The organism is Burkholderia sp. AU32262, assembly GCF_020419985.1.
Lineage (GTDB): Bacteria > Pseudomonadota > Gammaproteobacteria > Burkholderiales > Burkholderiaceae > Burkholderia > Burkholderia semiarida.
Genome location: NZ_JAIZRS010000009.1, coordinates 183608 through 209588, shown reverse-complemented (window position 1 = coordinate 209588; position 25981 = coordinate 183608). Strand labels below are relative to the sequence as shown.

Here is a 25981-nt window from a genome sequence, read left to right as displayed (position 1 = left end):
TTTGCGCAACCGAGAGAGTCGATGTCGATGATTTTGCCTACGCAGGCTTATGAATTGAAGCTGGCGCCGCATCCGGCGCCGTTCTCGATCCTGAAGTTCACGGGGCTGGACCGCGTGAGCCAGCTTTATCGGTACGAGATCGAATTCACAAGCCCCGTGGCCGGGATCCCGATGGACCAGGTGCTGGGCCGGCCGGCGAAGTTCGTTGCGGATCCGGTCGACCCGGACATGGATTACCTGCGAAAGATGTTCGGGGAGAACGCGGCTCGGTTCAGTACGAAGCCGGCGGCGTATACGGTTCATGGTGTGATCACGCAATTCGACGAGCTTGAGACTTCGGCGGACGAAACGCGTTACCGCGTCGTGCTGGAACCGACGCTCGCGGATCTCGATCGCGGCGTGACCAGCCGCTTGTTTCAGAAGCAGTCGGTCGAGGAGATTGTGACCGACACGCTTCGGCACTACGGTTATCGCGCGGGGGTGGATTTTCAGTTCCAGTTGCGCGGGCAGTACAAGCGCCGTGAATACGTGACGCAGTATCACGAGACTACGTTCGCTTTCATCCGGCGCATGTGTGCGGAAGAGGGGATCTGGTTTCGCTGGGAGCAGAAGAAGGATCGCGCGGTGGTGGTGTTCGGCGACGATCTCGATGCGTATGCGCGCAAGCAGCGCACGGTGCCGTATCGGCGTGATTCGGGGCTGGAGAGTGTCGGTGCGGATGCGATCAAGACGCTCGGGCGCGAGATGAAGCGCGTGCCGGAGGCCGTGCGACTGCATGACTACAACCATCGACAGGCCGGGGTGTCGCTGCTGGTCGAGGAAAACACGGCGCGCGACGACAACACGACGAACGCCGTCGATTATCGCTGGGGCGAGCATTACGAGACGCCCGAAGAGGGCAAGCGGGTGGCGCGGTTGCGGCACGAGGCCTATCTGGCCGGGCAGATCACGTTCAAGGGAACGGGCAATCCGTTCTCGCTCGAAGCCGGCGAGGTCATGCGCGTCGAGCCGAAGCCGGCCGATGCGAAACATGGGGTCTTCGTGACGTCGGTCGAGTCGCACGGCGGGCGTAACGAGTCGTACTGGGTGGCGTTCGAAGGGATTCCGTCGGATCGCGTGTGGCGCACGTCGATGGCCTCGATTTCGCGGCCGGTGGTCGACGGGATTCTGCCAGCGCGGATTACGTCGCCAGGCAACTACAAGTATGCGTACCTGACCGAGCAGGGCTGGTACGTCATCAAGCTGCCATTCGATCTCGATGAATGGAGCCCGGGTGGGACGAGCCGGCCGGTGCGGTTGGCGAAGCCGTATAGCGGTGGCGATTATGGGCATCACTTTCCGTTGATCGACGGGGCGGAGGTGGCGATCGTCCATACGGACGGCGATCCAAACCGGCCGGTGATCATCGGGGCGATGCATGACAGCGTGCATCCGGATCTGGTCAACAACCTGAACCATACGCGGAACCTGATTCGGACGGCTGCGCGCAATGAGTTGCGGATGGAGGATAGGGAGGGCGTTGAGCATGTCCACTTGACGACGCCGTTTCAGACCAGTGAGCTGAATCTCGGTCACATGGTCGATGAGAGCCGCAAGGAGCGCGGTAAAGGCGTTGAGCTACGTACCGATGGGTACCTTGCCGCGCGTGGTCCGAAGGGCATGCTGTTGAGTACCGAGGCTCAGGTTGGTGCGGCGGGGCACCAGCTCGACATGAAGGACGCTCAGGCGCAGTTGCAGCGGGCGATCGATCGCATGGAGTCGCTTTCCGAGGCGGTACGAGCAGCGGAGGCAACCGTCGCGGAGTTGCAGCAACAGAAGTCATTTTATGCGGAAGCACTGGATGGCTTGAAGCGTGCCGCAATTCTGGCGAGCGCCCCCTCGGGTATCGGCCTCACGTCGGGGGAGCATATGCAGGTTAATGCGGACCAGAACCTGATCGCGACGGCCGGCGGGAATTTCGACGTCGGCGTCATGCGCAACTTCACGGTTGCGGCGGGCAAGCAGGTATCGCTTTTCGCACAAGCCCAGGGTATACGGGTGACGGCCGCAAAACAGGATGTCGTCGTTCAGGCCCGCACGGGTGCGATGGCGTTGTCGGCGTCGAAGGATATGAACTTCACCAGCAGCGAGGGTGCGATTCTCGCGGCCTCGCGCGGTGCGCTGACACTGACCAGTGGCGGCGCCTATCTCAAGATCGACGGGGGCAACATCGAACTCGGATGCCCGGGGGATATCACGCTCAAGTGCGGAAATTTCCACTGGATCGGCCCTGCCTCGCTTTCGGCGCCTCTGCCGAGTATGCCTATCGGGCCATGCAAGGAGTGTTTGCTTGATGCGCACCGTGGTGTCGAAGCAATGACGGAGGTCGCTTGATGACCGGAACCGGACGTGTGACCCCAACCCGAGAGTCGGACGCGGCATGGGAGGCGTGGCGCGATCGATTGGTAGCGCAATTCGACACGTTCGATGCGGACGGCGTCGCGGCGTACCTGTACATACTCGCCGATACGCGCGCCAATCCGGGGCTCGACAAACTGCTCGTCCAGGTGCCGCGGCTCGAATGGGAGTCGCTGTGGGGCGGCAGCGTTCTCGAGTCGTATACGGACATCGCCCCGTATCTGATTGGGATCGATCGCTTTGCATTCGATGATTCGCGCGACCTCGGGAGCAGGCTTGTCCGGCGACTTTGGAGGGAGTCGAGTGGACGGCACATGCTGACGTGGATATGGTCTCCGTTTCCCATTCGGTCTCTGGCGGCGCATTTTCGATCGTTCTGCCGTTACTCGACGCCCGACAAGCGCGCGTACTTTCTGCATTTCTACGATAACCGGATTCTTGTTCGGTTACGCGGCGTCTGGAGCGCGCAACAGGCTCAGGCGTTTCTGTCGCCATGTGTCGAGATATGGCATCGCGATCGTGAGTCGAACGAGATCGTCTGGCGCAACGATGCCGGTGTCGCCGATGCAGTCGTCGACGCCGAGCAGGTGATGACGATCGAGCAGCATATGGCGTTGCTGTATCTCGGCCGTGCCGACAAGCTTGCGATGCAGTTGCGCACGATGTATGGCGCGATGCTCGACGATTTTACGGATCGGACGCTCTACCACCGTATTTCGGAACAGCTCGAACGTGCTGGTCGATACCGTATAGCCGACGATGACGATCTCTTGAACTACGTTTCAAAGGGTGTCGTCATTTCGTCGCGGTTCGATGAGCATCCGGTGATCCGGGGCAGGTTGGAGCGCGCGATGAGCGGCGAGCAGACGTTTCGGGAGGCATTGAGTGATATCGACGCGGATGTACTGCTGGAGGCGGCTCGCATCGCGTCGGATTCGGAGGTTGCTGGAAGGAACTTCACGTGATTGGTCGGCTTTTCATCCTATTGGCTCTAGCGCTGGCGCTGACCGGTTGCGACGCATTTTCCCCTGAACCCTCCTACCGTGGTGTGAGCATCATGGGACTCAACTACACGCCGTTCAATCTGAGCGAGTTCACGATTCGCGACAAGTATGGCAACAGAGCGGGCGGAGGGGGAGATTTGCCGCCGGGTACGGGCGCGGGAAGCCTCACGTGTTGCTACAAGCTGAAGGGGACGGAATTCACGGTTGAGTGGGAAGTCTACGACGCGGATGAAGCGATCAAGGATTTATACGCACCGATCAAGAAGATCCATAAGACGACCGAGGTGAAGTTTCCGCCGACGAAAGTCAAGGGTGGGGCGGGAGAGGACGTGCTGGCCGTGCATTTTTATCCGGACGATCACATCGAGTTCGAGATTCGGAACGACATGAGCGGGACGAGGATCGCCTATACAAAAGTGGACTATTTATTTCAGACCAAATACGGGAAGGCGGCGAACCCGGATGACGCCGACATGGCCGTCGCCTACAGACGCACGGCACGTATCGCGGCGCAGGGCTGGTTGAAGTATCGCCTGACCGACACGACAGATCTCGTGCAGTACGTGTACTACAGACAGATCGTTAATCCGAAATTCGATGAGCATCCCGTGGTGCAGCGGATCTTGAAGGAGACGAAGGGCAGGCCAGGTGCCTTTGGTGCTGCGATGCAGAGGTTGCCGGATACCGTCGTGCAACAGATCAAGCAAGGCAGATTTGATTAGGCATAGACGTGATCACGAGACAGGTTCTTCGACCGGCCTCCTGCAGAATCAGGTAAGCCGTGTTCGTGAATCGAAGTCCGTGTGTTACGTCGGATTGTGTCTTTGAATTTGAGGTGTTTCAGCAATGATTAAACGGGTTGTCGTCTTCCTCGCTGCCGCATTGACGTTGGCTGGCTGCGATGCATTTTCCTCCGAGCCGACCTACCGTGGTGTAAGCATCATGGGGCTTAACTACACGCCGTTCAATCTGAGCGAATTCACGATTCGCGACAAGTACGGCAACAGAGCGGGTGGAGGGGGAGATTTGCCGCCGGGCGCTGGCGCCGGAAGGTTGAGTTGCTGCTACAAGCTGAAGGGGACGGAATTCACGGTTGAGTGGGATATATACGACCAGGATGAATTCATGAAGGATCCGTACGCGCCCATCAATAAGATCCATAAGACGACCGAGGTGAAGTTTCCGCCGACAAAAGTCAAAGGTGGGGCGGGGGAGGACGTGCTGGCCGTGCATTTTTATCCGGACGATCACATCGAGTTCGAGATCCGGAACGATATGAGTGGGGCGAGAATATCTTATGCGAAAGTCTATCATTGGTTTCAAAAAAAATATGGAAAAACGGCTGACGGCGACGACGTAGATACCGCTGTCGCGTTCAGGCAGATAGCACGTATTGCGGCACAAGGAGTGGTTAAGTATCACCTAACTGATGCCGCAGACCTGGAACAGTATGTCTACTACGTGACACTCGTTAATCCCGAGTTTGATCGGCATCCGTCCGTTCGAAAAATACTGCTGGAGACGAAGGGCAAGCCAGGTGCCTTTGGTGCTGCGATACAGAGGTTGCCGGATACCGTCGTGCAACAGATCAAGCAAGGCAGATTTGATTAGGCATAGACGTGATCACGAGACAGGTTCTTCGAACGGCCCCCTGCTGAATCAGGTAAGCCGTGTTCGTGAATCGAAGTCCGTGTGTTACGTCGGATTGTGTCTTTGAATTTGAGGTGTTTCAGCAATGATTAAACGGGTTGTCGTCTTCCTCGCTGCCGCATTGACGTTGGCTGGCTGCGATGCATTTTCCTCCGAGCCGACCTACCGTGGTGTAAGCATCATGGGGCTTAACTACACGCCGTTCAATCTGAGCGAATTCACGATTCGCGACAAGTACGGCAACAGAGCGGGCGGAGGGGGAGATTTGCCGCCGGGCGCTGGCGCCGGAAGGTTGAGTTGCTGCTACAAGCTGAAGGGGACGGAATTCACGGTTGAGTGGGAAGTCTACGACGCGGATGAAGCGATCAAGGATTTGTATGCACCGATCAAGAAGATCCACAAGACGACCGAGGTGAAGTTTCCGCCGACAAAAGTCAAAGGTGGGGCGGGGGAGGACGTGCTGGCCGTGCATTTTTATCCGGACGATCACATCGAGTTCGAGATCCGGAACGATATGAGTGGGGCGAGAATATCTTATGCGAAAGTCTATCATTGGTTTCAAAAAAAATATGGAAAAACGGCTGACGGCGACGACGTAGATACCGCTGTCGCGTTCAGGCAGATAGCACGTGTTGCGGCACAAGGAGTGGTTAAGTATCACCTAACTGATGCTGCAGACCTGGAACAGTATGTTTACTACGTGACACTCGTTAATCCCGAGTTTGATCGGCATCCGGCCGTTCGAAAAATACTGCTGGAGACGAAGGGCAAGCCAGGTGCCTTTGGTGCTGCGATGCAGAACTTGCAGGACACCGTTGTTCAGGAAATCAAGAAAGGACGCTTTGAACGAGGTGTAGAAGGTGGAAAATAAAACCATCAAAACCGTCGTTGGACCGGAAGATCGAACTCCGGCGAAAGTGCGGGCTGCAATCGGGGAAAATAAGAAGGCATATCCGAATGATGAATGTATTCCGTGTGGAGCTGTAATACACATCGGATTCTTCTTTGATGGATTTGGCCGTCATCGCGACTACGATGCAAAGAATACTTCCCGGTACTCGAACATATGCCGCCTCTGGGAGGCTCACCGTGACAATGAAGAATCACGCCGGGACCCGGGGAGCAACCACTTTTGGTACCCCCTCTACTATTCTGGCCTGGGAACGGAGCTGAATAAGGAGGCTCGAGAGGGGCAAGTCGTGTCCGCAGCATTCAAGCTCGGAAAGCAGGGCGCCGATGCGGCCGCGTCGATTGCAGTTAGCGTCGGCGAGAACGTGACTGGCGTGAAACGGCTCCCCATCAGCCCGAAAGACACTATCACGGAAGGATTCAAGAAGGGTCTCAAGGAATTTTCGTATCGTCCAATCGTGAAGTCTTTCAAGGATCTGGTCGAGTCGGTCGAATCCGCGCCGCGCAATATCGGTCGAGTGTTGGAACTGCAGCGAAATAACCGCTGGGTTCGACGCGGTCGCGCCGCCATTCGCGAAATTCTCTACGACTCGAAGAAGAATTTCCCGTCGATAGCCTGGAGTACGGCGGAGTCGGTGTTCTCTGGCGTCGTGCTTGATTCGGTTCCGTGGTTTCGCGACAACCGCGCGATCGCCCGCGTGTTTGGCACTGGCGTCGAGGATCGGCTGGCGGCCGCGATGAAGCAGTTCGAGATCTCGATCTACGACGCCAAGCAGAAAATGCCGAAAGTCCAGCGGATCCAGGTATCCATCTTCGGCGCCGATCGAGGTTGTGTTCTCGCCCGGGTGCTGGCGAATGAACTGACCCAGCGCTACAAGCACCCGAGCGATACGACGCTGGCCTTTGTGGATCCGAAAGATCCGAACCAAACGGCCGTTCCGATCGAAATCAAGTTTCTTGGCCTGCTCGACGCCGTATCTTCGTTGATGGAGGAGAACAAACTTCTGGGGATCGTGCCTGTCCTTGGCCTGCTCAAACAGAACTACGGCGACCGCAATCTGGCGGTACCGGCGTCCGTGCAGCGATGCGTACATTTTGCCGCCGCCCATGAGCTGCGCTTCTATCAGCGGCTCGATAGCCTCGAGAACACGCGGGGCCTGCAATATCTTTATCCGGGAACGAGCGAAGACATCACCGGCGGAGCGCCACCAGGAACGCTTGGAGCGCGAACGGAACTTCAGCGCGTCGCGTTGCGCGACATGCTCAATGAAGCAATCGCGCACGGTGTAGTGCTCGATTCGATGGAAGATCTATTCAAGTTCAAGGGTGAGACGTTCGCGAAATTCACTCTAGCCAACCCCATCCCCGACGGCAAAGCATCCTACAAAATCGGAGAATTGATCAACGCCTACCGTGAGATGGTTCCCTACGCCGCACGCCTGAATTTTCTCGACCATATGCAGATATTCCTGCGATGGATGGCGGTTCGTTACCAGTCACCTGCGTTTCGCGCAACCGTGACGAGTCGCTTCGACGATCTCGCCGCCCGGCACCGGGAGCGTTTGAAGGAGCGCAACGACGCGGAGGCAGCGTATGTCGCACTGCGTAACCAGCGGCCGCCGGTGGATAGTGTGACGCTCAACAAGGCTTTGGCTCGTTGGCAGGATTCGGTCATGCCGGAGATGGTTTCCAATCGAGATGCAGGTGTCGAGAAAGCACGTCCTTCCGTCGGTGTTTGGGAGCGCATCCAAAGCGAATCCGAAGAGCTGATGCGGCGTGAATCTCGACAAACCGGGCTGCGCAAATCGGCAGATCGCATACGTGAAATGGCCCAAGACGGCTCATTGCCATGGGACGCCGACCCGGAGTCGAGTGCGACGACGATCGAAGCCATGATGATGACGCCAGAACAGGAAGCGCTGATCCAGGCATGGAAGATGGGCCTGAGCGGAAAGAACCCGCTGCCGCCCAAAGTCATGGCGCTATTCGATCTGCTGGTTCACGACACGATGCTGACGAGTTGGCATGACCACGTGCTGTCGTCGACTCTGTACTTCCAGACACGCGCTATCGACACATTCGGAAGCAGCGATTACGTCGAGGAGGACAAGAAGCGCAAGCGCGACGAAAAGCACGGCGAGCGCGTCAGGCAGGCCAGCGAGGCGATGACGCCCGCTGCCCGGTTGCCGGGGCGTTTATAGCCCAATATCAACCATCCACTGTCAAGTTGCAGTGACGATGTCAGTTTATTTGGAGGATACACATTATGGCGGGCATCATTCGCGTCGGAGACGGTCACACCGGCGGTGGCCATGTAACGGCCGGATCGGAGGCGCGCTTTTTCATGGGACGTCCGCTTGCTCGGCTCCGCGATCCCGTGGCCTGTCCGCGGCATGGCGACAACCGTATTGCAACCGCCACCTCGGGTGCATTCGACGATGGCCGCGAAGTCGCTCAGCACGATGACTTGTGCGAGTGTGGTTGTCGTCTGATTTCTTCTCTTCCAAATAGCGGGCGCCGCTAGGCAATGGCGCTGGATTTCTCGTCCCTTCCGCGTGAGAAGCCGGTTCCTGATAAATCGCCGTCGCGGATTCTCTGGGCTTCGGTGTTCATCGTGCTGACGGCTGTCGGCGCATTGGCCGTGCTGATGCTTTGGCCGGAGGGCGAACCCACTCGCACGCCATGGTTCTGGATATGCGTTTCCGTATATCCGACTGTTTTTTCCGCCTTCGTCGTGTCCCGGCGCTACAGGGCATACGAACTCGAATGCGCGAAAGTTCGGGCCTGGAACGATGCATGCAGGAAGTACAACGCGCAGGCTTTTGCACGAGAGAGCGTGCCGATGCTTGTCCTGGCGGCTGTTGCACGTGTAACAGCAGACGATACGGAAAATGGTATCGATCAGATCGTCGGTGGAACGATGAGGTTGCATGCGAAGGCTTCGAAGCACGAGGCAAACGAATCGGTTTCGGCGCGATGGTTCGAGCCGATCGAAGCGCGTCTCGCCGCTGACGACGAGGAGCGTCACGATCGGGTTCTTGAATGGCTGTACGAGCGACTGCTGAACGACCTGAAGGCAACCTTGAACGCGCTTCCTGCGGATCTGCCGCTGCGCGTTTTGCTCGATGTTCCCGGGCATGTCGGTGAGTCCGACGTGGTCGAGCAATGGCGGAAGGAATGGAGGCGTCATGGGTTGCGCTTCGCGAGAACGGACCGGGCGCCCGAAGCACTTGATTTGATGACGGTTGATTCCTGGCTTGACGATAGAAACGGGCCGTTGCATCGGCATGCGGTGTTGCTCGTCTCCGTGGCGCTGAACAGAGTAATCGCCGCGCCGCCGGCGTCCGGTTCCGCGGAGGCCGGAGTTGGATTGTTGCTGGTTTCCGACGCGCTTGCTTCACGCTTCGGATTGCGGCCGATCGCTGCGTTCCACCGTCCCCGGCGAGCGGGCAATGACGATCCTGGCCATGCGCTGACCTACGGGATCCGCTGGGGCGGCGCTACGCCGGATGAAATCGGAGCGCTGTGGATGACCGGATTCGACGGGCAAGCGGCCGGCTCCGTGCGCACGGCGTTGGGTGCGGGCACTCCCGAAGCGACGCCCGAAGAAGTGGTGACGGAGTTTGAACTCGATCGAATTGTCGGCAAGGCAGGCGCATCGGCCGGATGGCTTGCCGCAGCTTGCGCAGCATACACGGCCGATCGATCGCCGAAGCCGCAACTGGTTGCACAGCGCGACGAAGGCCATATGTTCGTCGCTGTCGTGACGCACTTGGATAACGCATCAACAACGCAAGCACTTCCGCATGAATCGGATATTCAAACTTGATCTGTTCGGATCCCTTGTTTTTGTCGTCCTTCCCGGGCTGATCATATGGATTCGACCGCACTGGATGGGCCTAACCGACGCAGATCGAGGATTGGCGCTCGTCATTCTGTGTGCCATATTCGTGGCGCTCTTGTTGATTTTCAGCTTCAGTGATTCGTCTCGGCCGGTCGATGGCTGGCGCGCCGTGAAGAAATGGGTCAACGGCCATACTCCACGCGTGCTGGCTTCATCGGGAAGCGGCACGACGGTGAATGCCGCGACTCGAGCCGAATCGCTCAAGCAAGCGCAGAGGGAGAGGCACGGTTGGCGGTGGCGCTATCGCGATCGATGGGTGCTGGTCGCCGGTGACTATCCGCTCGTTCGGCGGCTCGCGCCTGGGTTGGCCGATACCGGCTACGCGATTCTCGGCAATACGGTCGTGCTGTATGCGCGGAAAATTGACGAAAGAATCGACACCGAATGGCTCGATCAGATTCGTCGTCTGCGTCGTTCTCGCCCGATCGATGCGATCGTCGCCGTTACGCGTCATCGAAGTTCGAGGGATGGATCGTTCGACGTCGATGAACTCGCCGTGCGGCTCGCGCGCCACGCACGCGCGTTACGCTGGGCCGCGCCGGCCTATCTTCTGGACTTGACGGATTGCGGTAGCGGGCAGCCTAGCCCGGACGAAGCGATGGGCTTCACGTGCGCGAGCACGCGCATGACCGAAGAGCTGATAGACGAATCGCTGCAAAACCTCGTCGACGATCTGTCGGATGCGGGTGTCGGGCGCCTCGCCGTGAATGCCAATGATCGTTACCCTGCTGAACTGGCGCAGCATGTTTCCAGGTTGCGCGGACCATTATCTGACCTGCTGCGTCGAACCGCTGAATCCACCGTTTCGAGACATGCGCTTCACGGGTTGATGTTTGCGCCGCTATTCAAAGAACGAGCGCCGATATCTCCGGATTTCGATTTGCCGGACGATGATTCGGATGATGGCGATGCGCCGCTCGATTCCCACCACCGCACCATCTGGCAAACCGTCGCCGCCCACAGCCGCAACGTACACGGCCGCCGCATCGGCTTTTCTCTATCGACCACGGCGGCGTGGATGGCGACCGTGCTGATCGGCTGCTGGCTCGTCGGCACGATGCTGTCCGGGTTCGGCAACCGTGCAACGATCTCGAGTACAACGGATACGGTTGCGAAGCTCACTCGCGCCTTGAACCCGGCACAGTCGCTGCAAACGCTCACCGACCTCGATCGCCAGATCGACACGCTCGAAATCCGTCAGCGCACCGGTGCGCCGTTGATTGCCCGTTTCGGCCTGAATCGCGACGAAGCGTTGCTCGACGCCCTTTGGCCGCACTACGCCGATGCCGCGAACCGTATCCTCATCGGTCCGATCCGCCGGAAGCTCGAGGCGAGACTGCATCAACTCGCGTCGCTGTCCGACGCGGAAATCGCGAGCGGCGGCGAAGCCCAGGTGCAGGCCGCTTACGACACACTCAAGACGTACCTGATGCTTGCCAGGCCCGAGCAGGCCGTGGCCGCGTTCCTGGCGCCGCAACTCGTCGCGACGTCCGCGCCGGAACGCCCGGCCAGCTCGCAACTGTCGCGCGGCAAATGGGAAGATATGCGTCAGCACGCGATCACGTTCCTCGCCAATCACATCGGGCACGGAGCCGGAGCGGACCGCACCGCGCCGGCGATTGTTCCGGACGGCGCGCTGATCGCGTCCACCCGCCAGACGATTGTCGGCGTGCGCGGCATTCAGAACTCGGGAGATGCGATCTACCAGCAGATCGTCGACGAAGCGACACCGAAATACCCGCCGCTATCACTCGCGACATTGCTCGGCGACGCGGCGTCGCAATCCTCTGTCGGTGGTGCAACGAGCCGGGGCCTGTTCGGCACGACCGCCACGGTACCCGGCGTATTCACGCGTGCAGCATGGGAAGAACGCATCTCGAAGGCAATCGACGAAGCCGGCGAACAACGCGATGTGGCAAGCGACTGGGTACTCTCCGACACCAAGGTTGCCAATGCATCTCCGTCGACATTGAAGGCCGAACTGCGTCAGCGCTATTTCGACGATTACGCGCGGGCATGGGGGCTATTCCTCAACAGTCTGCGTTGGCAACCCGCACCTACGCTATCAGCCACGGCCGATCAACTCACGCTGCTGGGCGACCCGCAGCGCTCGCCGCTCATCGCGCTGATGAATGCGATCGTCTATCAGGCGGGAACGGGAGCCAACGCACAGTCGCTGTCCGATACGCTGATCAGCAAGGCGCAGCAACTGGTCGGCGCCGACGAGAAAGATCCGTCGAAGCAGGCAAAACCACAGCTTGCGCCGCTCGCCGCGGCATTCGGACCGATCTTGCGTTTGACCGGTAGCGATCTCGTTTCCGGCGCGGCACCCAGCGGCAAGGGAAGCACTCCGACGGCCGCAACCGGCGACCTGAGCCTCGCACGCTATCTGGAGCGCATCACGGCGATGCGCCTGAAGACGTCGCAGATCGTCTCCAGTCCGGATCCGGATTCGATTGCGCGCGTGGCCGCGCAGTCCGTGCTGCAGGGCAAGACATCCGATATCGCCGACAGCCGCGATTACGCGAGCCGCGTCGCCGCAAGCCTCGGCGAGCAATGGTCCGGATTCGGCGCATTGTTCCGTGCGCCGTTCGATCAGTCGTGGCAGGTCATCGTGCAGCCGGCCGCTGCAAGCCTGAACGAAATCTGGCGTACCGCGATTCTTGCCGACTGGAACAGGACATTCGGCGGCCGTTATCCGTTTGCGGATTCCGACAACGATGCGTCGCTGCCCGAGATGGCGCGCTTCATGCGTCCGGACAGTGGCGTGATCGCCCAGTTCGTGACGTCGCAACTGGCCGGTGTCGTCGAACGGCATGGCGATCGATGGGTGGCCTCGCAGGGCGCGGACTCCGGCGCATTGACGATCGATCCGGCTTTCCTCAACGGCTTGAACAAGCTCGCGCGCACGGCGACGGTGCTGTTCCCGTCCGGCGATGCGCGGGTGCGCTACGAGCTGAGAGCGGAGCCGACACCGGGCATCACCGACATGCGATTCGTGCTGTCCGGCCGCGAACTGCATTACTTCAACCAGAAGCAGGAATGGACGCCGTTCGAGTGGCCGGGGCAGTCGCTTGAAAATCTGTCGCACATCGAATGGCAGACGGAGCAGGGCGGCTTGCGCACCGCGCTCGATTCGCAGGGGCGCTTCGGTCTCATCCGGCTGCTGGAGCGCGCGAAGGTCGCGCAGCAGGACAACGCGCGCTATCTGCTGACCTGGACGCCGGATACGAGCCAGGGTATGCCGCTCAGGGTGCAATTGCGCAGCGAAGCCGGCGCCGGCCCGCTCGACGTGCTCCAGTTGCGTCATTTCGCGTTGCCGGCACGCGTGTTCGTGACGGCGGCAGCGAACGCAGGGGCGCGCGGTTCGGCGAGCGGTCCGCCGCCGTTGCCGACGTCGGCGATCGAGGCCGCGAAGCATGCGGCCGTGCCGCTGCCGTCGGGGCTTCCGGGCAGCGGCCCGTTGCCGGACGAGGCGAGGTGGGCGGCGTCGGAGAAGGTATCCGGCCGGAATGCCGGTCTCGAACCGGCTCGAGCGTCGGCACGAACGACCACGGCCGTCCCGACGACACGAACGATGCCGCCGAAGCCCTCGATCTCGCGCGTGGTGACGACGTCGGCGCTTTCGGATCCACCCGCCAGCCCGTTCCGGCACGCCCTCACGCTGCTGGGCGACGCATTCGTTTTTTGAGACCAGCGATGACGCTAGCCAATTTTGTGAAGACCCTTGTAGGCGGACCGCGCGTCGATTCGCTCCAGCGGGCGCGGACGGATACCTGGGCCGCATGGATCGCACCGATACCGGGCGAGCATGCGTGCGGGCGCGATCCCGGCTACGAAGAAGCGTTCTTCGAAATGAAGGACGAAGCCGGCAAGCTGTCGGGAATCGACGACGGGTTGATCGCCCGCGCATGCGAACACCTGCTGAAGGAAACCGGCAAGGATTTGCGCGTGGCCGGCTACTACGCGTTCGCGCGCCTGCGGCAGGACGGCCCGGCCGGTTTCGCCGACGGGCTCGAACTGGCCGCGGCGCTTGTCGACCGGTTCGGCGAGGCGCTGTTGCCCGCCCGCCACGAAGCGAAGAAAGCCGCGCTGGAAATGCTCGCCACCGCGCGCGTGATCGACGCGCTGGATCGCCACGGCGATTTCGCGCCGGCCGATCTCGAGCGTGCGCTTGCAGCACTCGGCGTGCTCGTGACGTGCACGCAGGCGTGGCCCGACGCCGCCCGTCCGAATTTGCAGCCGCTCGTGTCGCGCTTCGATAAAAAGGAAGCACCGGCACACAGCGCCGATTCCGGCATGGCAGTGCCGTCAGCAACTGCTCCGGGCAAGACGTCAATCGGCTCGATCGCGTCGACGCGCGATCTGCTCGATCAGGCACGTGCAATGTCGGCGTGGCTTCGGGATCAGGAAAACGGCTACTTGCCGTCGGTGCGCGTCGTGCGAAACATCCGATGGGACACGTTGCACGACGTGCCGCCGTCGGATGCCGCGTCGCATACGCGGCTGGCGCCACCCCGCGCCGAGTTGCGCCAGCAGATGAAACGCCTTGTGCTGCAAAAGCACTGGCACGAGTTGCTGGAGCGGGTCGAAGGCGCGTTCATGGAGGGCGTGAATCACCTGTGGTTCGATCTGCAGTACTTCCAGCATGTGGCGCTCGATCACGTCGGTACGCCGTACAGCGCGTGGCGAGCAGTGCTGCGCGCCGACTTCGCGCTGTTCCTCGAACGGTTGCCGGGCATCGAGCGGCTCGCGTTCAGCGACGGCACGCCGTTCGCCGACGATACGACACTCGAATGGATTGCCCGGCACGCGGTCGTGCGCGACCTGGAAGCGGGCGAGGCGGTTGCGCCACTGCCCGTCTCCGCGGATAGCGAAAGCGACTCAACCGGCGACTGGCCGGAGATCGAAGCCCAGGCCCGTGAACTGGCCGCGCGCGAAGGCATCGAAACGGCCTTCGCATGGCTCGACGCGCTCCCGGGCATGAAAACCGATCGACATCGCTACTTGCAGCGGCTCGTGATGGCCCGGTTGGCCGACCACGCCGGCCGTCACGATGCAGCGCTCGCGCTCCTGGTCGAACTCGACGCAACATCCCGCTCGCTGCCGCTGATGCGCTGGGAGCCCGCGCTGACGTTCGAGGTCAAGCAACAACTGGTCAAGGCACTGAAGGCGATGAGCAGCCGCAAGGATGCCGACAAGCCGGCGCTCGCGCGCCGGATCGGCGAACTGCATGCGGAACTCATGGTCCTCGACCCCGCGCGCGCATTGACTCTTTCGTAATGGATTTTTCATGGACAACGACGATCCCATCCTGCGCTACTACGAAGCGGAAATGCGGTACTTGCGCGAATCCGGCAAGGAATTCGCGAAGGCGCACCCCGATCGGGCGCGCCTGCTCAATCTCGACCGCGTCGGCGATCGTGATCCGTACGTCGAACGCCTTTTCGAAGGTTTCGCATTCCTGACGGGCCGGCTACGGCAGAAACTCGACGATGAATTGCCCGAGCTGACCGAAGGGCTCGTCAGCCTGTTGTGGCCGCACTATCTGCGGATGATTCCGTCGCTATCGATCGTCGAGCTGACCCCGTTCGCGGAGACGCTTCAGAAAACGATCGTCGTGCCGGCCGGCGTGCCGGTGCGTTCCGCGCCGATCAACGTGCCTTCTCCTGACGGCGCCGGCGGCGTGGCGCCGCGCACGGTGCAATGTCTGTACCGTACGACGCAGGCCGTCGCGTTGCAGCCCGTGTCGCTCACGCATGCCGGGCCGGCCGTGCGTCACGACGGCCGTTCGGTGATCCGCCTGGGCTTCGCGTTGCACGGCTCGGCGCTGCGCAAGGAGACGGATCTGTCGCGGCTGCGGCTGCACCTGAACGCCGATCTGCCGACCGCATTTGCGATGCATCTTGCGTTGACGCGCCAGGTCGATGCGATTCACTGGCGCGTTCCGGAAATACGCGACGGAGAAGCCGTGCCGCTGCCGGGCATCACGATCGAGCCGGCCGGCTTTTCGACGGAAGAACGGCTGTGGCCCAAAGCCGATGCGGCATTCTCCGGATATCAACTGCTGCTCGAATACTTCACGTTCCGCGAGAAGTTTCTGTTCGTCGATCTGTGCGGGCTGGACATCTCCACGCTTCCGGAAACATCGACCCGCTTCGAGCTGGAGATAGTCCTCAAGGACGCGTATCCGTCGGACCAGCGCTTCAACGCGGAAAACGTGCGGCTGTTCTGCTCGCCGGTGATCAACCTGTTCGAACTCGATGCCGAGCCGATCGAGATCGATCATCACGAAACCGAATATCGCGTGGTGCCGGCCGGCCATCAGGGCGAGCATGTCGAGACGTATTCGGTCGATGCAGTCGCGACGTTCGATCACGATACGGCCGAGCGATACGAATACGTGCCGTTCGCGACGTTCCGGCACCGCGGCGGCATGCTGCGGCACGAGGCGCCGGAGCGCTATTTCCACACGCGCGTGCGTTCGGGCGTATCGGGGTTGCACGAAATGTGGGTGATCCTCGGCGGGCACGCGTGGGAGTCGATGGACACGCTGCCCGAGGAAAGCCTGTCGCTGCGCGTGACGGGGACGAACGGGCTGCTGCCGCGCAAGGGGCTGCGCGAGGCGAGCCTCGACGAGCTGGCGGCCAGCACGCCGAACGTCGGGGGTGTGCGCAATCTCGTCGCGCCGACGTTGCCGCTGTATCCGCCGACCGAAGACCGCTTCCAGTGGCGCGTGCTGTCGCATCTCGCGCCGAATTTCCTGTCGATGATGAACGCGGAGGTATTGCGCGGCGCGTTGGCGCTGTACGACTGGACGAACGAGGAGCTGAATCGGCGGCGGCTCGCCGGCATCCTGCATGTATCGCAGGACATGCTGGAAGAAGTATCGGGCGGCGCGGTGGAGCGCGGTGTGCTGATCGAGATCACGCTCGATTCGCACGCGTTCTCCGGCGAAGGCGACGTGATGCTGTTCGGCGAACTGCTGCATCGGTTCTTCGGCGCGTATGCGGAGATCAATCTGTTCACGAAGCTGGCGATCGTCAGCCTGCCGTCCCGGTCGCGGACGGAGTGGCCGCGCAGCAAGGCTCGGCGGGTGCCGCTATGACGGCTTCGATCGATCGGACGGTGGCCGAAGCTGCCGCGTCGAAGGGGGTGCCGACGGTTGTCGGGATGCTGTTCCAGCGAGCGCCGAAGATGACGTTCATGCAGTTCTGTCGGCTGCTGGAGGCGTGTGCGCCCGAACGCGCCGGGTTCGGTACGCGCGATACGCCGGAGCACGAGCCGGTGCGGTTCCGGCCGCGTCCGCGGTTGGGGTTTCCGGCGGGCGAGATGGCCGCGGTCGAATTCGACGACGAGCACCCCGAGGCACCGCCGACCGTGCGCACGACGTTCATGGGGCTTTACGGCGTCGATGCGGCGATGCCGTCGCACATGATCGACGAGATCGTACTGCGAGAGGAAGGGCATGAGGCGGTCGAGGCGTTTCTCGATCCGTTCAACCACCGGATGGCGACGCTGCTGTATCGCGCATGGAAGAAATATCGTTATCCGGAGCGTTTCCAGGCCGGCGGAGTCGACGATTATTCGCGCAGCCTGTTATGTCTCGCCGGATTCGGATGGGGCGACAAGCCCTTGCGTGCGGGTTTGCCGGATTCCCGGATGCTTGCCCTGCTGGGGCTGTTGATCCAGCGGACACGCACGTCGGAAGGGCTGGCCGGCGTGGTGGCGCTCGCCGCGCCGGGAGCCGATGTTCGGGTGGACGAATTCTGGGCCGTGACGACGAGTAGCGGTCGGCCAAAGCCGTTGACGTCGGCGAAGCCGGATGCGGACGCGCTGTCGGACGGGAAGCGCGGCGGGCTCGGCGGCGGTTACGTGCTCGGCAGGCGTCTCGCGTATCGCAGCCGCGCGGTGCGCGTGACATTGCGGCCGGTCGACGAACGGCAGGCTCAGGACCTGTTGCCCGGTGCGTGGCTGCATCGAGAGGTGATGGCATTCATCCAGCTGTATGTCGGCGTCAAGGCCGATGTGCATTTGCGGATGGAAGTGTCGTCAAGGTTCGTTCCGCATCCGACCGTCGGCGTCGAACATGCCGGCCCGGCGCCGCGTCTCGGCTGGACGACGGTGCTGCCGTCGGTCGATGAACGCATGATCGGCATCGCGCTTGGCGTGTACGAGGCGTTTCCCGTACCGCAACCCAACCCGCATCTCGTGCCGCGCACGATCTGATTCCGGAGTTCCCATGTTCTATCGAATGAGTGGTGCCATCGCTGTCGCCGTCTTGCTGCTGTCAGGTTGCGGTGCCTGGCAGTCCGTGTCGGACGCGTCGTCGAATGCGTATCGCGCCGTGTTTTTCAAGCAGGTGAAGGTGCTTGACGTCGATCTGGTCGCCCGTGCCGAACTGAACCCCGACGACGCAGGGCGGCCGACGTCGGTGGCCGTTCGCGTCTACCAGTTGAAGGACCGCAAGATGTTCGACGGAGCATCGTACGACGATCTGTTGAAGAACGACCGGACGGTGCTTGCTCAGGATCTGCAGGCCGATATGTCGGCCGTCGTGAACCCCGGAGCTTCGTCGAGCTTGTCTCAACCGATGCAACGCGAGACGGAGTATGTGGCGATCGTCGCGTTGTATCGCGTCCCGGACGCAGCCGGCGGCTGGAAGCGCGTCATCGAGAAAAGGAAGCTCGATCCGGACAAGCCGCTACGCGTCGGTTTGACGTCGACCGGATTGCAGATGGCGGGGGATAGATCGAAGTGATCGCACTGCTGTCGGGGGCGAGAAAGAGACCGCGCTGACGCAGGCGACTTGAACTGAAAATGCGGCCCATGCGCCGGTTGCCCGGCGATGATGGGCCGCAAGGGCATCACCGATCGTCGTCCCGTACCGAAGACGGATGCCGGCACAGCGCCCGCACGTCCATCTCCATGTACGGAAACAGCGGCAACTGGCTCAGCACGTCGTGCAGTTGCTGCACGCTCTCGACGTCGAAAATGCTGACGTTCGCATACTGCCCTGCGATGCGCCACAGATGGCGCCAGACGCCTTCGTTCATCAGCCGCTGGCACATCGCCTTTTCCTCGGCCTTCAGCGTGGCCGCCTTGACCGGGTCCATGTCCGCCGGCAGGCGAACGGTCATTTCCACATGAAACAGCATCCTGCACTCCTTGCGTTGTCGATTCGTCGAACGGGAAGGGCGCTCACGCCTGCGCGCGGGCCCGCTCGACTTCGCTGCCCGGCACGTCCTGCTTTTCCTTGACCAGCGAGAAGTCGAAGTCGATCAGCGCGAACTGCCCGTCGACGCCGTACGGCTTGCCTTCCGCGCCCTCGGCCTGCCTGACCGGCGGGATCAGCCCGTCGCGCGTCGCGAACGCGAAGTCGTCCCACAGATGCGGATCGCCATCGATGTTGATCTGCGTCGTCAGCTTACGATAACCGTCCGCGGAAACGAAGAAGTGAATGTGCGCCGGACGATGGCCGTGGCGGCCGAGCTGGTCGAGCAGTTGCTCGGTCTTGCTGCCCGGGGGCACGCTGTAGCCGACCGGCAGCACGCTGCGGAAGCTGTAGCGGCCTTCGGCATCGGTGCGGATCGAGCGGCGCAGGTTGAACGCGGGCTGCGACGGGTCGAAGTACGAGTAATTGCCCAGATGGTTCGCATGCCACACCTCGACCAGCGCGTTCGCGAGCGGTGCGCCATGCTCGCCGAGCACCTGGCCGCGCATGATCAGCGTCTGGCCCGGATCGGTGCCGTCGTCGAGGCGCGCGTGGCCGACCGATTCCGGCGCGCCGGCGACATACAGCGGGCCTTCGATCGTGCGCGGCGTGCCGCCCTGGATGCCGGCCTTTTCCTCGGCTTCGTCCATCCGCACGTCGAGGAAGCGCTCGAGGCCAAGGCCCGCGGCGATCAGCCCGAATTCGCGGCCGGCTTCGTTCAGGAAGTTGAGCGCCGTCCAGAATTCGCTCGGCTGCACGTCGAAGTCCTCGATCGTGTAGCAGATGTCCTTCACGATCCGGTTGACGATCGCGCGCACGCGCGGGTTGCCGGGCTTCTCGGCCGCGTCGTCGAAGGTCTTCAGCAGGGCGTCGATGGCTTGCTTGTTCATCTGTGTCTCCGGTTTCGGTTGTCGTGTGGGGTCAGCGGGCGCCGCGTCGCATCCGTTCGATGCGGGCCCAGTCGAAGGTGATGCCGAGGCCGGGCGCGGCCGGCAGATGCAGCTTGAAATCCTGGTAGCGCAGCGGCTCGACGAGAATCTCCTCGGTGAGCAGCAGCGGGCCGAACAGTTCGGTGCCCCATTTCAGCGAGTCGAACGTGCTGAACAGTTGCGCGGACGCCATCGTGCCGGCCGCGCCTTCGAGCATCGTGCCGCCATACAGTTCGATGCCGGCGGCCGCCGCGATCGACGCGACGCTCGCCGCGCCCTGCAGGCCGCCCGATTGCGCGATCTTCACCGCGAACACGTCGGCCGCGCGATCCTGCGCGAGCGCGAACGCATCGACGGGACCGTGCAGCGCCTCGTCGGCCATGATCGGCACCTGCGCGAGCTGCGTGAGGCGTTTCAGCCCCGCGCGCTTGATCGCGGCGATCGGCTGCTCGACGAGGCTCACGCCGGCGTCGGCGAGCCGCGCGCCGGCCCAGATCGCATCGGTTTCGCTCCAGGCCTGGTTCACGTCGACGCGCACGTCGCCGCGCTCGCCGAGCGCGCGCTTGATCGCGACGACGTGCGCCACGTCGTCGGCGACCGCGTTCGAGCCGATCTTCAGCTTGAACGCGCGATGGCGGCGTGCGTCGAGCATCGCTTCGGCTTCCGCGATGTCACGTTGGGTATCGCCGCTCGCGAGCGTCCACGCGACATCGACCGCATCGGTCCGGCGCCCGCCGAACAGCTCGGACAGCGGCACGCCCAGGCGCCGCGCCTGCGCGTCGAACAGCGCGGTCTCGAGCGCGCATTTCGCGAAGCGGTTGCCCTGGAACAGCTTGCGCGCACGCGCCATCGCGGCGCCCGGGCGCGTCGCGTCCATGCCCCGCAACAGCGGCGCGAAGTAGGTATCGATGTTGACCTTGATGCTTTCGGGGCTCTCCTCGCCATAGGCGAGGCCGCCGATGGTCGTCGCCTCGCCGACGCCTTCGATACCGTCCGTGCATCGAACGCGGACGAGCACGAGGGTCTGGCAATTCATCGTCGCGACCGACAACTTGTGGGGCCGGATCGTCGGCACGTCGACCAGCAGCGTCTCGATGCGTTCGATGGTGGCGGCAGTTGCTATCATGCGATTCCTCCTGTTGGTGCACATGGTAGGAATTCCCGCCCCGCGTCGTCCAACACTCTTTCCGACTACTTCCATACCTTTGAGGCATGAAATGGAATTGCGTCAGCTCCGTTACTTCATCGCCGTCGCCGAGGAAATGAACATCACGCGGGCCGCGGAGCGGCTGCACATGACGCAGCCGCCGCTGAGCCGCCAGCTCCAGGCGATCGAGGAGGAGATCGGGCTGCCGCTGTTCGAGCGCGGCGCGCGGCCGTTGAAACTGACCGATGCCGGGCGCGTGTTCCATGCGCAGGCGAAACGTCTGGTCGACCAGGCCGACGAATTGGGGCCGCTGACGCGGCGGCTCGCGCAACTGTCGGAGCGGATCGTGATCGGTTTCGTGCCGTCGACGCTGTACGGCGCGCTGCCGGACGTGATCCGCGCGTTTCGCGAGGCGCAGCCGGACGTCGAGCTGTCGCTGATCGAAATGTTCACGCTCGAACAGCTCGGCGCGCTGAAGGGCGGGCGGATCGACGTGGGGTTCGGCCGCTTGCGCTTCGACGACGACCAACTGGTGCGCGAGGCGCTGATCGAGGAAAAGCTGATCGCGGCGCTGCCGCTCGGGCATCGGCTCGCCGATCCGGCACGCCCGCTGACGCTCGCGGATCTCGCGGACGAGACGATGATCGTCTATCCGAGCACGCCGCGGCCGAGCTTCGCCGATCAGCAGTTGTCGGCGCTGCGCGACGGCGCGGTCGTGCCGGCGGCCGTGCACGAGGTGCGCGAGTTGCAGACGGCGCTTGGGCTCGTAGCCGCGCAGGTGGGCGTGTCGCTGGTGCCGGAAAGCGTGGAGGGCGTGCGCGTGAAGGGGGTGGTTTACCGGCGGCTGCCAGAGCCGGCCGCGACGTCACCGATCATCATGAGCCGCCGGCTGCACGGTGAGAGCGCGGCCACGGCGGCGTTCTGTGCGATTGCACGGCAGATGTTCGTGCCGGTGACGTGACGTGACTCGAGCACGAATCGCAACTAACGGCCTATTTTGACGCGCTCCTCCGAGGGGGAATTGGGCTTGTCGCCGCGGCTTCGTGCCGTCGACCGGGCGCCGGCCTCCCTATTAATGAGATAACCGGCCGGCGAAACAAGCGTCTCTCAGGCTGCGCCCAATTTAATGTATTAAAAAAAAATAAACGTAATAATGAGATAATGGGTGGCGTCGCATATTGATTCTTACTGTGTGCGGTTTTAATTATTGCAATATCGAATCATAAATAATCTGATTTTCTCCCCGTAAACCAGGGTCATGAAGCGGCACTTTTCATTCATTGCCGACCTGGAAAACCGGAGGGGAACGAGGTGAGTCGATTTGCGAAAAGCATAAAGTTCAGGATTTTTGCCACCCTTGCGGTGTGCGTCGCGTTGATGGTCGCAATTGGCACGTTCGGTGTATTCGGCTTGTCCAGACTGAATTCGAATCTCCATCGCGCCTATACGGGCAATACGGTGCCGATCGTCGAATTGACGGAAATCAGTGCGCTCGCGTTCAACATACGGTTGCAAATGCGCCGGCTGCAGGCCGAGCATGACCCCGTGCTCATGCGCAGCGCGGTCGACGACATTCGCACGCAACAAAGCCGCCTCGATACGATCTGGGGCCGTTATTACGGGGAATCGATCACGAGCGACAAGGAACGCATCATCGCCGAGCGCATCCGCAGCGTGCTGCCGCAGTTCCGGGCCGGGGTGAACGACGTGGCCGCGGTGATGAACGGCGGCGATCCCGACGCGGCCAAGGCGGTGATCGAGCGGCTGTCGCCGACCGCGAACCTGCTCAGGCAGGCGCTCGAGGACGACATCGCGCTGAACGTCGAGCAGGCGAAATCGTTCGTCGACGACAGCGAGTCGACCTTCCGCAACATTCTGTGGATCGCGATCGGCCTGATCGGTGTCGGCCTGCTGGTCGCGGTGTGGGCGTCGGCGCATCTGCTGCGGCATATCTCGACGCCGCTCGGCAAGGCCGTGCGCGTGGCCGACGAAATCGCGGGCGGCCGGCTGGACAACCGGATCGACATCGACTCGCACGACGAATTCGGCCAGTTGCTCGGCGCGCTGGAGACGATGGACCGGCAGCTCGGCACGACGGTGCGCGGCATCAAGCGCAGCGCGGAGTCGGTCGCGATCGCTTCGCACCAGATCGCGAGCGGCAACGCGGATCTGTCGGCTCGCACGGAGGAGCAGGCCGCGTCGCTCGAGGAAACCGCATCGAGCATGACGCAACTGACGGAGACCGTGAAGCAGAACGCCGACAACGCGCAGCAGGCGAACACGCTCGCGACCCGCGCGACGGACATCGCGGACGCCGGCCACGACGCCGTGCAGCACATGGTCGCGACGATCGAGCAGATCAGCGATCGCTCCAGCCAGGTGTCCGACATCACGGGCGTCATCGAGGGAATCGCGTTCCAGACCAACATTCTCGCGCTCAATGCTGCGGTGGAAGCGGCGCGCGCGGGCGAACAGGGGCGTGGTTTCGCGGTGGTCGCGAGCGAAGTGCGCAACCTCGCGCAACGCTCCGCGAGCGCCGCGAAGGAGATCAAGGAACTGATCGGCGCGTCGGTGTCGATGATCCATGACAGCGCGCAGCAGGCCGCGGACGTCGGCGCGACGATGGGGCAGGTGAAGCAGGCGATCAAGCAGGTGTCCGACATCGTCGCCGAAATCGCGGCCGCGTCGCGGGAGCAGAGCCGGGGAATCGAGCAGGTCAACGTGGCGATCGGGCAGATGGAGGGCGTGACGCAGCAGAATGCGGCGCTCGTCGAGCAGGCGGCCGCGGCGTCGCATTCGCTCGAGGAGCAGGCCGGCCATTTGCAGGCGGCGATGTCGGCGTTCCGGCTGGCGGAGGCCTCCCCGGACGAGCCCGCCGCGCCGGCGGTTGCGCCTGCGGCGCGGGTGCAGCCTCCGGCGGCGGCGCGGCCGCCGAGCGTGCCGGTAGCGGCAGCGGGTGGGGCCGCCGAGTGGCACGCGTTTTGAACGCCACGCGGTCCGCGCTTGTGGCGACGTGCTTGCCGGTGCGCCAGACACGCCGGCGCGCGCGTTCGCCGTTCACTTTCACGATCCGTCCGCGGCGATGCGGGCGGTGGATCTGTTCATGACGCTCATGACGAACCCGACTCAGGCAGTACTGACGCTCGACGCGCTCGTCGACACGTGCGCGCGTTTCGATCCGTCCGACGCGGATCAGCGGCTGATCGTGCGCACGATGGTCGTGCCGATGCTGGCGCGGCGGCTGAAATGGCTGGAATTGCTGCTGCGCGCGTGCCCGCATAGCCCGGCCACGCGGGCGATGTTCGAACAGGTGGAACGCGCGCTGGCCTGCGCGTCGTCGCGACTGGATGGCTCGCGATTGCCGCCCGCGGGCGCTGCCGACACAGCGCAACCGGCATGACCGGCGCAAACGGCCCAGGCATGGGCACCAGCGGCACTAACCGCTGACGCCGTTGACGCCGTTGACGCCGCTCGCGCTGCGCGCGCCATCGCAGCAACCGGTGCCGGAGACGGCCGCAGCCACCGAAGCGGTCGGCGCCGCGCGGTACCGCAATGATCGTCGGCCCGCTTGTCGCCGTGCGCGCGTGCCATGCAACAGGCAACCGCCCGTGCTGCCGCGGGCGCGTCCGCCCGAAAGCGCGCGGACGTGCGCTCAGCGCAGCCCGTCGAGCGTCTCCGACGGCGATTCGCCGAACTTTTCCCGATACGCGATCGCGAACCGCCCGAGATGGGTAAACCCGCAGTCGAGCGCGATATCGGCGATCCGCCGGTTGGATGCCGCGCCGCGCAGCAGTTCGCGCGCGTGCGCGAGCCGCGTCGCGCGCAGGTATTGCATCGGGCTCATGCCGCGGAATTGCAGGAACGCGTCGCGCAGCGTCCGTTCGGGCACGTTGGCGGCCTGGACGATATCGGCGAGCTGCAGCGGCTGCGCGTAATGCGCATCGACGAACTCCTGCGCGCGCCGCACGAAGCCCGGCGCCGGGTCGCGGTGCGATGCGTGCGGCACGGACGACGGCGGATGGCCTTCGATCAGCAGGTCGATCAGCAGATGCTCGAGCTGCGACGCGACCCGCGGGTTCGCGTTCGCGCGTTCGAGCAGCTCGGGCGAGCGCGCGACGAGCATCAACTGCTGGCGCCACGCGGCGAGCGCGGCGTCGCTGACGTGCAGCACGGGATCGAGCGTCGCGCGCGGGTCGCCGGTCAGCGAGCCGACGGTCGCCGCGTCGATGCGCAGCACGAATTGTTCGCAATCGGCCGACAGCACCGCGTCGAAGCGCTCGCCGGGCGCGCACAGCACGCCGGTCTGGCCGTCGACGCCGAGCCGACGCCCCATCGCATGGACTTCCGCGTGCCCGGACAGGCAGAACATCAGCAGGTAATAGCCGTCGACTGCGTCGACCTGCACGCGCATCGCGTCGCCGAACGCGATCGTGCCGATCCCGAGCCCGCCCAGCCTGACGAAATCCATGTGCGACGCCCCGTGCACGCGGCCGTTCGGCAGCAGCGCGTGCGGCTGCATCACGCGCGAGATCCGCTCGCGCGTCTCGTCGAGATCGCGGGATTCGAACAGCCGGTGCGCGCGCAGCGCGAGCGGCTCGAACGACGTTGGGGACATGGGCTTCAGCCTTGGTATGGACGGCACGCGCTTCGATCCGGCGAACGGGGGCGCGATCGTGCGCCAGCCGCGTGTGCCGTCATGCTAGCGCAGAAATCCGCCGAAAGTGGATATTGCGCCGCCGCAATCGCACTTTCCGGATAGACGCCGAATATTAGCTTTTCAAAAATCGGCTCCATGCATTCAACGCAACGGATCGACAAGGAGTCCGA

The 25981-nt window shown here is 62.9% G+C and carries 20 protein-coding genes; 16 read left to right on the top strand and 4 right to left on the bottom strand.

Annotation, left to right across the window (positions count from 1 at the left end; genetic code table 11):
- Window positions 1-21 precede the first annotated feature (21 nt).
- The 13 genes from LGN10_RS13795 to tssJ all read left to right on the top strand — a co-directional run bounded on the left by LGN10_RS13795 (window position 22) and on the right by tssJ (window position 18625).
- Window positions 22-2373 carry a type VI secretion system Vgr family protein gene (locus LGN10_RS13795; RefSeq protein WP_226223893.1) on the top strand — a complete coding sequence of 784 codons (2352 nt, stop codon included), beginning with the start codon at window positions 22-24 and terminating at the stop codon, window positions 2371-2373.
- Window positions 2373-3362: a DUF4123 domain-containing protein gene (locus LGN10_RS13790; protein ID WP_226223892.1), complete on the top strand. Its 990-nt coding sequence runs from the start codon at window positions 2373-2375 to the stop codon at window positions 3360-3362. Before LGN10_RS13795 ends, LGN10_RS13790 begins: the two co-directional genes overlap by 1 nt.
- Complete coding sequence (locus tag LGN10_RS13785) at window positions 3359-4123, top strand: DUF3304 domain-containing protein (RefSeq protein WP_226223885.1); 765 nt, start codon at window positions 3359-3361, stop codon at window positions 4121-4123. Before LGN10_RS13790 ends, LGN10_RS13785 begins: the two co-directional genes overlap by 4 nt.
- Window positions 4124-4247: 124 nt before the next feature.
- A complete protein-coding gene (locus LGN10_RS13780) occupies window positions 4248-5012 on the top strand; it encodes a DUF3304 domain-containing protein (RefSeq protein WP_226223883.1) in 765 nt (254 codons plus the stop codon).
- A gap of 124 nt (window positions 5013-5136) precedes the next feature.
- A complete protein-coding gene (locus LGN10_RS13775) occupies window positions 5137-5922 on the top strand; it encodes a DUF3304 domain-containing protein (protein ID WP_226223878.1) in 786 nt (261 codons plus the stop codon).
- A gap of 328 nt (window positions 5923-6250) precedes the next feature.
- The gene (locus tag LGN10_RS13770) at window positions 6251-8161 is read left to right on the top strand and encodes a DUF2235 domain-containing protein (protein WP_226223877.1); all 1911 of its coding nucleotides are present in this window, start codon (window positions 6251-6253) and stop codon (window positions 8159-8161) included.
- Between the two features lie 65 nt (window positions 8162-8226).
- Window positions 8227-8484: a PAAR domain-containing protein gene (locus LGN10_RS13765; protein ID WP_226223875.1), complete on the top strand. Its 258-nt coding sequence runs from the start codon at window positions 8227-8229 to the stop codon at window positions 8482-8484.
- 3 nt (window positions 8485-8487) lie between these two features.
- Window positions 8488-9789: a hypothetical protein gene (locus LGN10_RS13760; protein WP_226223873.1), complete on the top strand. Its 1302-nt coding sequence runs from the start codon at window positions 8488-8490 to the stop codon at window positions 9787-9789.
- The gene (locus tag LGN10_RS13755) at window positions 9767-13555 is read left to right on the top strand and encodes an ImcF-related family protein (RefSeq protein WP_226223870.1); all 3789 of its coding nucleotides are present in this window, start codon (window positions 9767-9769) and stop codon (window positions 13553-13555) included. The genes LGN10_RS13760 and LGN10_RS13755 overlap by 23 nt, the downstream gene beginning before the upstream one ends.
- A gap of 8 nt (window positions 13556-13563) precedes the next feature.
- Window positions 13564-15147, top strand: a complete 1584-nt coding sequence (gene tssA, locus LGN10_RS13750; protein WP_226223869.1) for a type VI secretion system protein TssA — start codon at window positions 13564-13566, stop codon at window positions 15145-15147.
- Window positions 15148-15157: 10 nt separating this feature from the next.
- Window positions 15158-16972: a type VI secretion system baseplate subunit TssF gene (gene tssF / locus LGN10_RS13745; protein ID WP_226223867.1), complete on the top strand. Its 1815-nt coding sequence runs from the start codon at window positions 15158-15160 to the stop codon at window positions 16970-16972.
- 65 nt (window positions 16973-17037) lie between these two features.
- Window positions 17038-18093: a type VI secretion system baseplate subunit TssG gene (gene tssG / locus LGN10_RS13740; RefSeq protein ID WP_226223947.1), complete on the top strand. Its 1056-nt coding sequence runs from the start codon at window positions 17038-17040 to the stop codon at window positions 18091-18093.
- Window positions 18094-18106: 13 nt separating this feature from the next.
- On the top strand, window positions 18107-18625 hold the full coding sequence (gene tssJ, locus LGN10_RS13735; protein ID WP_226223865.1) for a type VI secretion system lipoprotein TssJ: 519 nt from the start codon (window positions 18107-18109) through the stop codon (window positions 18623-18625).
- Between the two features lie 106 nt (window positions 18626-18731).
- On the opposite strand, the gene catC is transcribed toward tssJ, so the two are convergent.
- Genes catC through LGN10_RS13720 form a run of 3 tightly spaced genes read right to left on the bottom strand, consistent with a single transcriptional unit; the run spans window position 18732 to window position 21133 of the window.
- Window positions 18732-19022, bottom strand: coding sequence for a muconolactone Delta-isomerase (catC, locus tag LGN10_RS13730; RefSeq protein ID WP_059573738.1), 291 nt, complete (start codon window positions 19020-19022; stop codon window positions 18732-18734).
- A 43-nt stretch (window positions 19023-19065) separates the two neighbouring features.
- On the bottom strand, window positions 19066-19968 hold the full coding sequence (gene catA / locus LGN10_RS13725) for a catechol 1,2-dioxygenase (protein WP_060311418.1): 903 nt from the start codon (window positions 19966-19968) through the stop codon (window positions 19066-19068).
- A gap of 31 nt (window positions 19969-19999) precedes the next feature.
- Entirely contained in the window at window positions 20000-21133 is a 1134-nt protein-coding gene (locus LGN10_RS13720; RefSeq protein ID WP_226223859.1) for a muconate/chloromuconate family cycloisomerase, read from the bottom strand.
- 91 nt (window positions 21134-21224) lie between these two features.
- On the opposite strand from LGN10_RS13720, the gene LGN10_RS13715 reads away from it, so the two are divergent.
- The 3 genes from LGN10_RS13715 (at window position 21225) to LGN10_RS13705 (ending at window position 24554) form a co-directional block, all read left to right on the top strand.
- Window positions 21225-22115, top strand: coding sequence for a LysR family transcriptional regulator (locus LGN10_RS13715; protein ID WP_059573741.1), 891 nt, complete (start codon window positions 21225-21227; stop codon window positions 22113-22115).
- Between the two features lie 350 nt (window positions 22116-22465).
- Window positions 22466-24139, top strand: coding sequence for a methyl-accepting chemotaxis protein (locus tag LGN10_RS13710; RefSeq protein WP_226223857.1), 1674 nt, complete (start codon window positions 22466-22468; stop codon window positions 24137-24139).
- Between the two features lie 118 nt (window positions 24140-24257).
- Window positions 24258-24554: a hypothetical protein gene (locus LGN10_RS13705; protein WP_226223855.1), complete on the top strand. Its 297-nt coding sequence runs from the start codon at window positions 24258-24260 to the stop codon at window positions 24552-24554.
- A 252-nt stretch (window positions 24555-24806) separates the two neighbouring features.
- Here the strand turns inward: LGN10_RS13705 and andR are convergent, their stop codons facing one another.
- Window positions 24807-25769, bottom strand: a complete 963-nt coding sequence (gene andR, locus LGN10_RS13700; protein WP_059573743.1) for an anthranilate 1,2-dioxygenase regulatory protein AndR — start codon at window positions 25767-25769, stop codon at window positions 24807-24809.
- Between the last annotated feature and the right edge of the window lie 212 nt (window positions 25770-25981).

What these genes read in the sequence shown, in the direction of transcription:
- LGN10_RS13795 (WP_226223893.1), top strand. Translation starts at nt 22, where the DNA reads ATGTCGATGATTTTGCCTACGCAGGCTTATGAATTGAAGCTGGCGCCG.
- LGN10_RS13790 (WP_226223892.1), top strand. Translation starts at nt 2,373, where the DNA reads ATGACCGGAACCGGACGTGTGACCCCAACCCGAGAGTCGGACGCGGCA.
- LGN10_RS13780 (WP_226223883.1), top strand. Translation starts at nt 4,248, where the DNA reads ATGATTAAACGGGTTGTCGTCTTCCTCGCTGCCGCATTGACGTTGGCT.
- LGN10_RS13775 (WP_226223878.1), top strand. Translation starts at nt 5,137, where the DNA reads ATGATTAAACGGGTTGTCGTCTTCCTCGCTGCCGCATTGACGTTGGCT.
- LGN10_RS13765 (WP_226223875.1), top strand. Translation starts at nt 8,227, where the DNA reads ATGGCGGGCATCATTCGCGTCGGAGACGGTCACACCGGCGGTGGCCAT.
- LGN10_RS13760 (WP_226223873.1), top strand. Translation starts at nt 8,488, where the DNA reads ATGGCGCTGGATTTCTCGTCCCTTCCGCGTGAGAAGCCGGTTCCTGAT.
- LGN10_RS13755 (WP_226223870.1), top strand. Translation starts at nt 9,767, where the DNA reads ATGAATCGGATATTCAAACTTGATCTGTTCGGATCCCTTGTTTTTGTC.
- tssA (WP_226223869.1), top strand. Translation starts at nt 13,564, where the DNA reads ATGACGCTAGCCAATTTTGTGAAGACCCTTGTAGGCGGACCGCGCGTC.
- tssF (WP_226223867.1), top strand. Translation starts at nt 15,158, where the DNA reads ATGGACAACGACGATCCCATCCTGCGCTACTACGAAGCGGAAATGCGG.
- tssG (WP_226223947.1), top strand. Translation starts at nt 17,038, where the DNA reads ATGCTGTTCCAGCGAGCGCCGAAGATGACGTTCATGCAGTTCTGTCGG.
- tssJ (WP_226223865.1), top strand. Translation starts at nt 18,107, where the DNA reads ATGTTCTATCGAATGAGTGGTGCCATCGCTGTCGCCGTCTTGCTGCTG.
- catC (WP_059573738.1), bottom strand. Translation starts at nt 19,022, where the DNA reads ATGCTGTTTCATGTGGAAATGACCGTTCGCCTGCCGGCGGACATGGAC.
- catA (WP_060311418.1), bottom strand. Translation starts at nt 19,968, where the DNA reads ATGAACAAGCAAGCCATCGACGCCCTGCTGAAGACCTTCGACGACGCG.
- LGN10_RS13720 (WP_226223859.1), bottom strand. Translation starts at nt 21,133, where the DNA reads ATGATAGCAACTGCCGCCACCATCGAACGCATCGAGACGCTGCTGGTC.
- LGN10_RS13715 (WP_059573741.1), top strand. Translation starts at nt 21,225, where the DNA reads ATGGAATTGCGTCAGCTCCGTTACTTCATCGCCGTCGCCGAGGAAATG.
- LGN10_RS13705 (WP_226223855.1), top strand. Translation starts at nt 24,258, where the DNA reads ATGACGCTCATGACGAACCCGACTCAGGCAGTACTGACGCTCGACGCG.
- andR (WP_059573743.1), bottom strand. Translation starts at nt 25,769, where the DNA reads ATGTCCCCAACGTCGTTCGAGCCGCTCGCGCTGCGCGCGCACCGGCTG.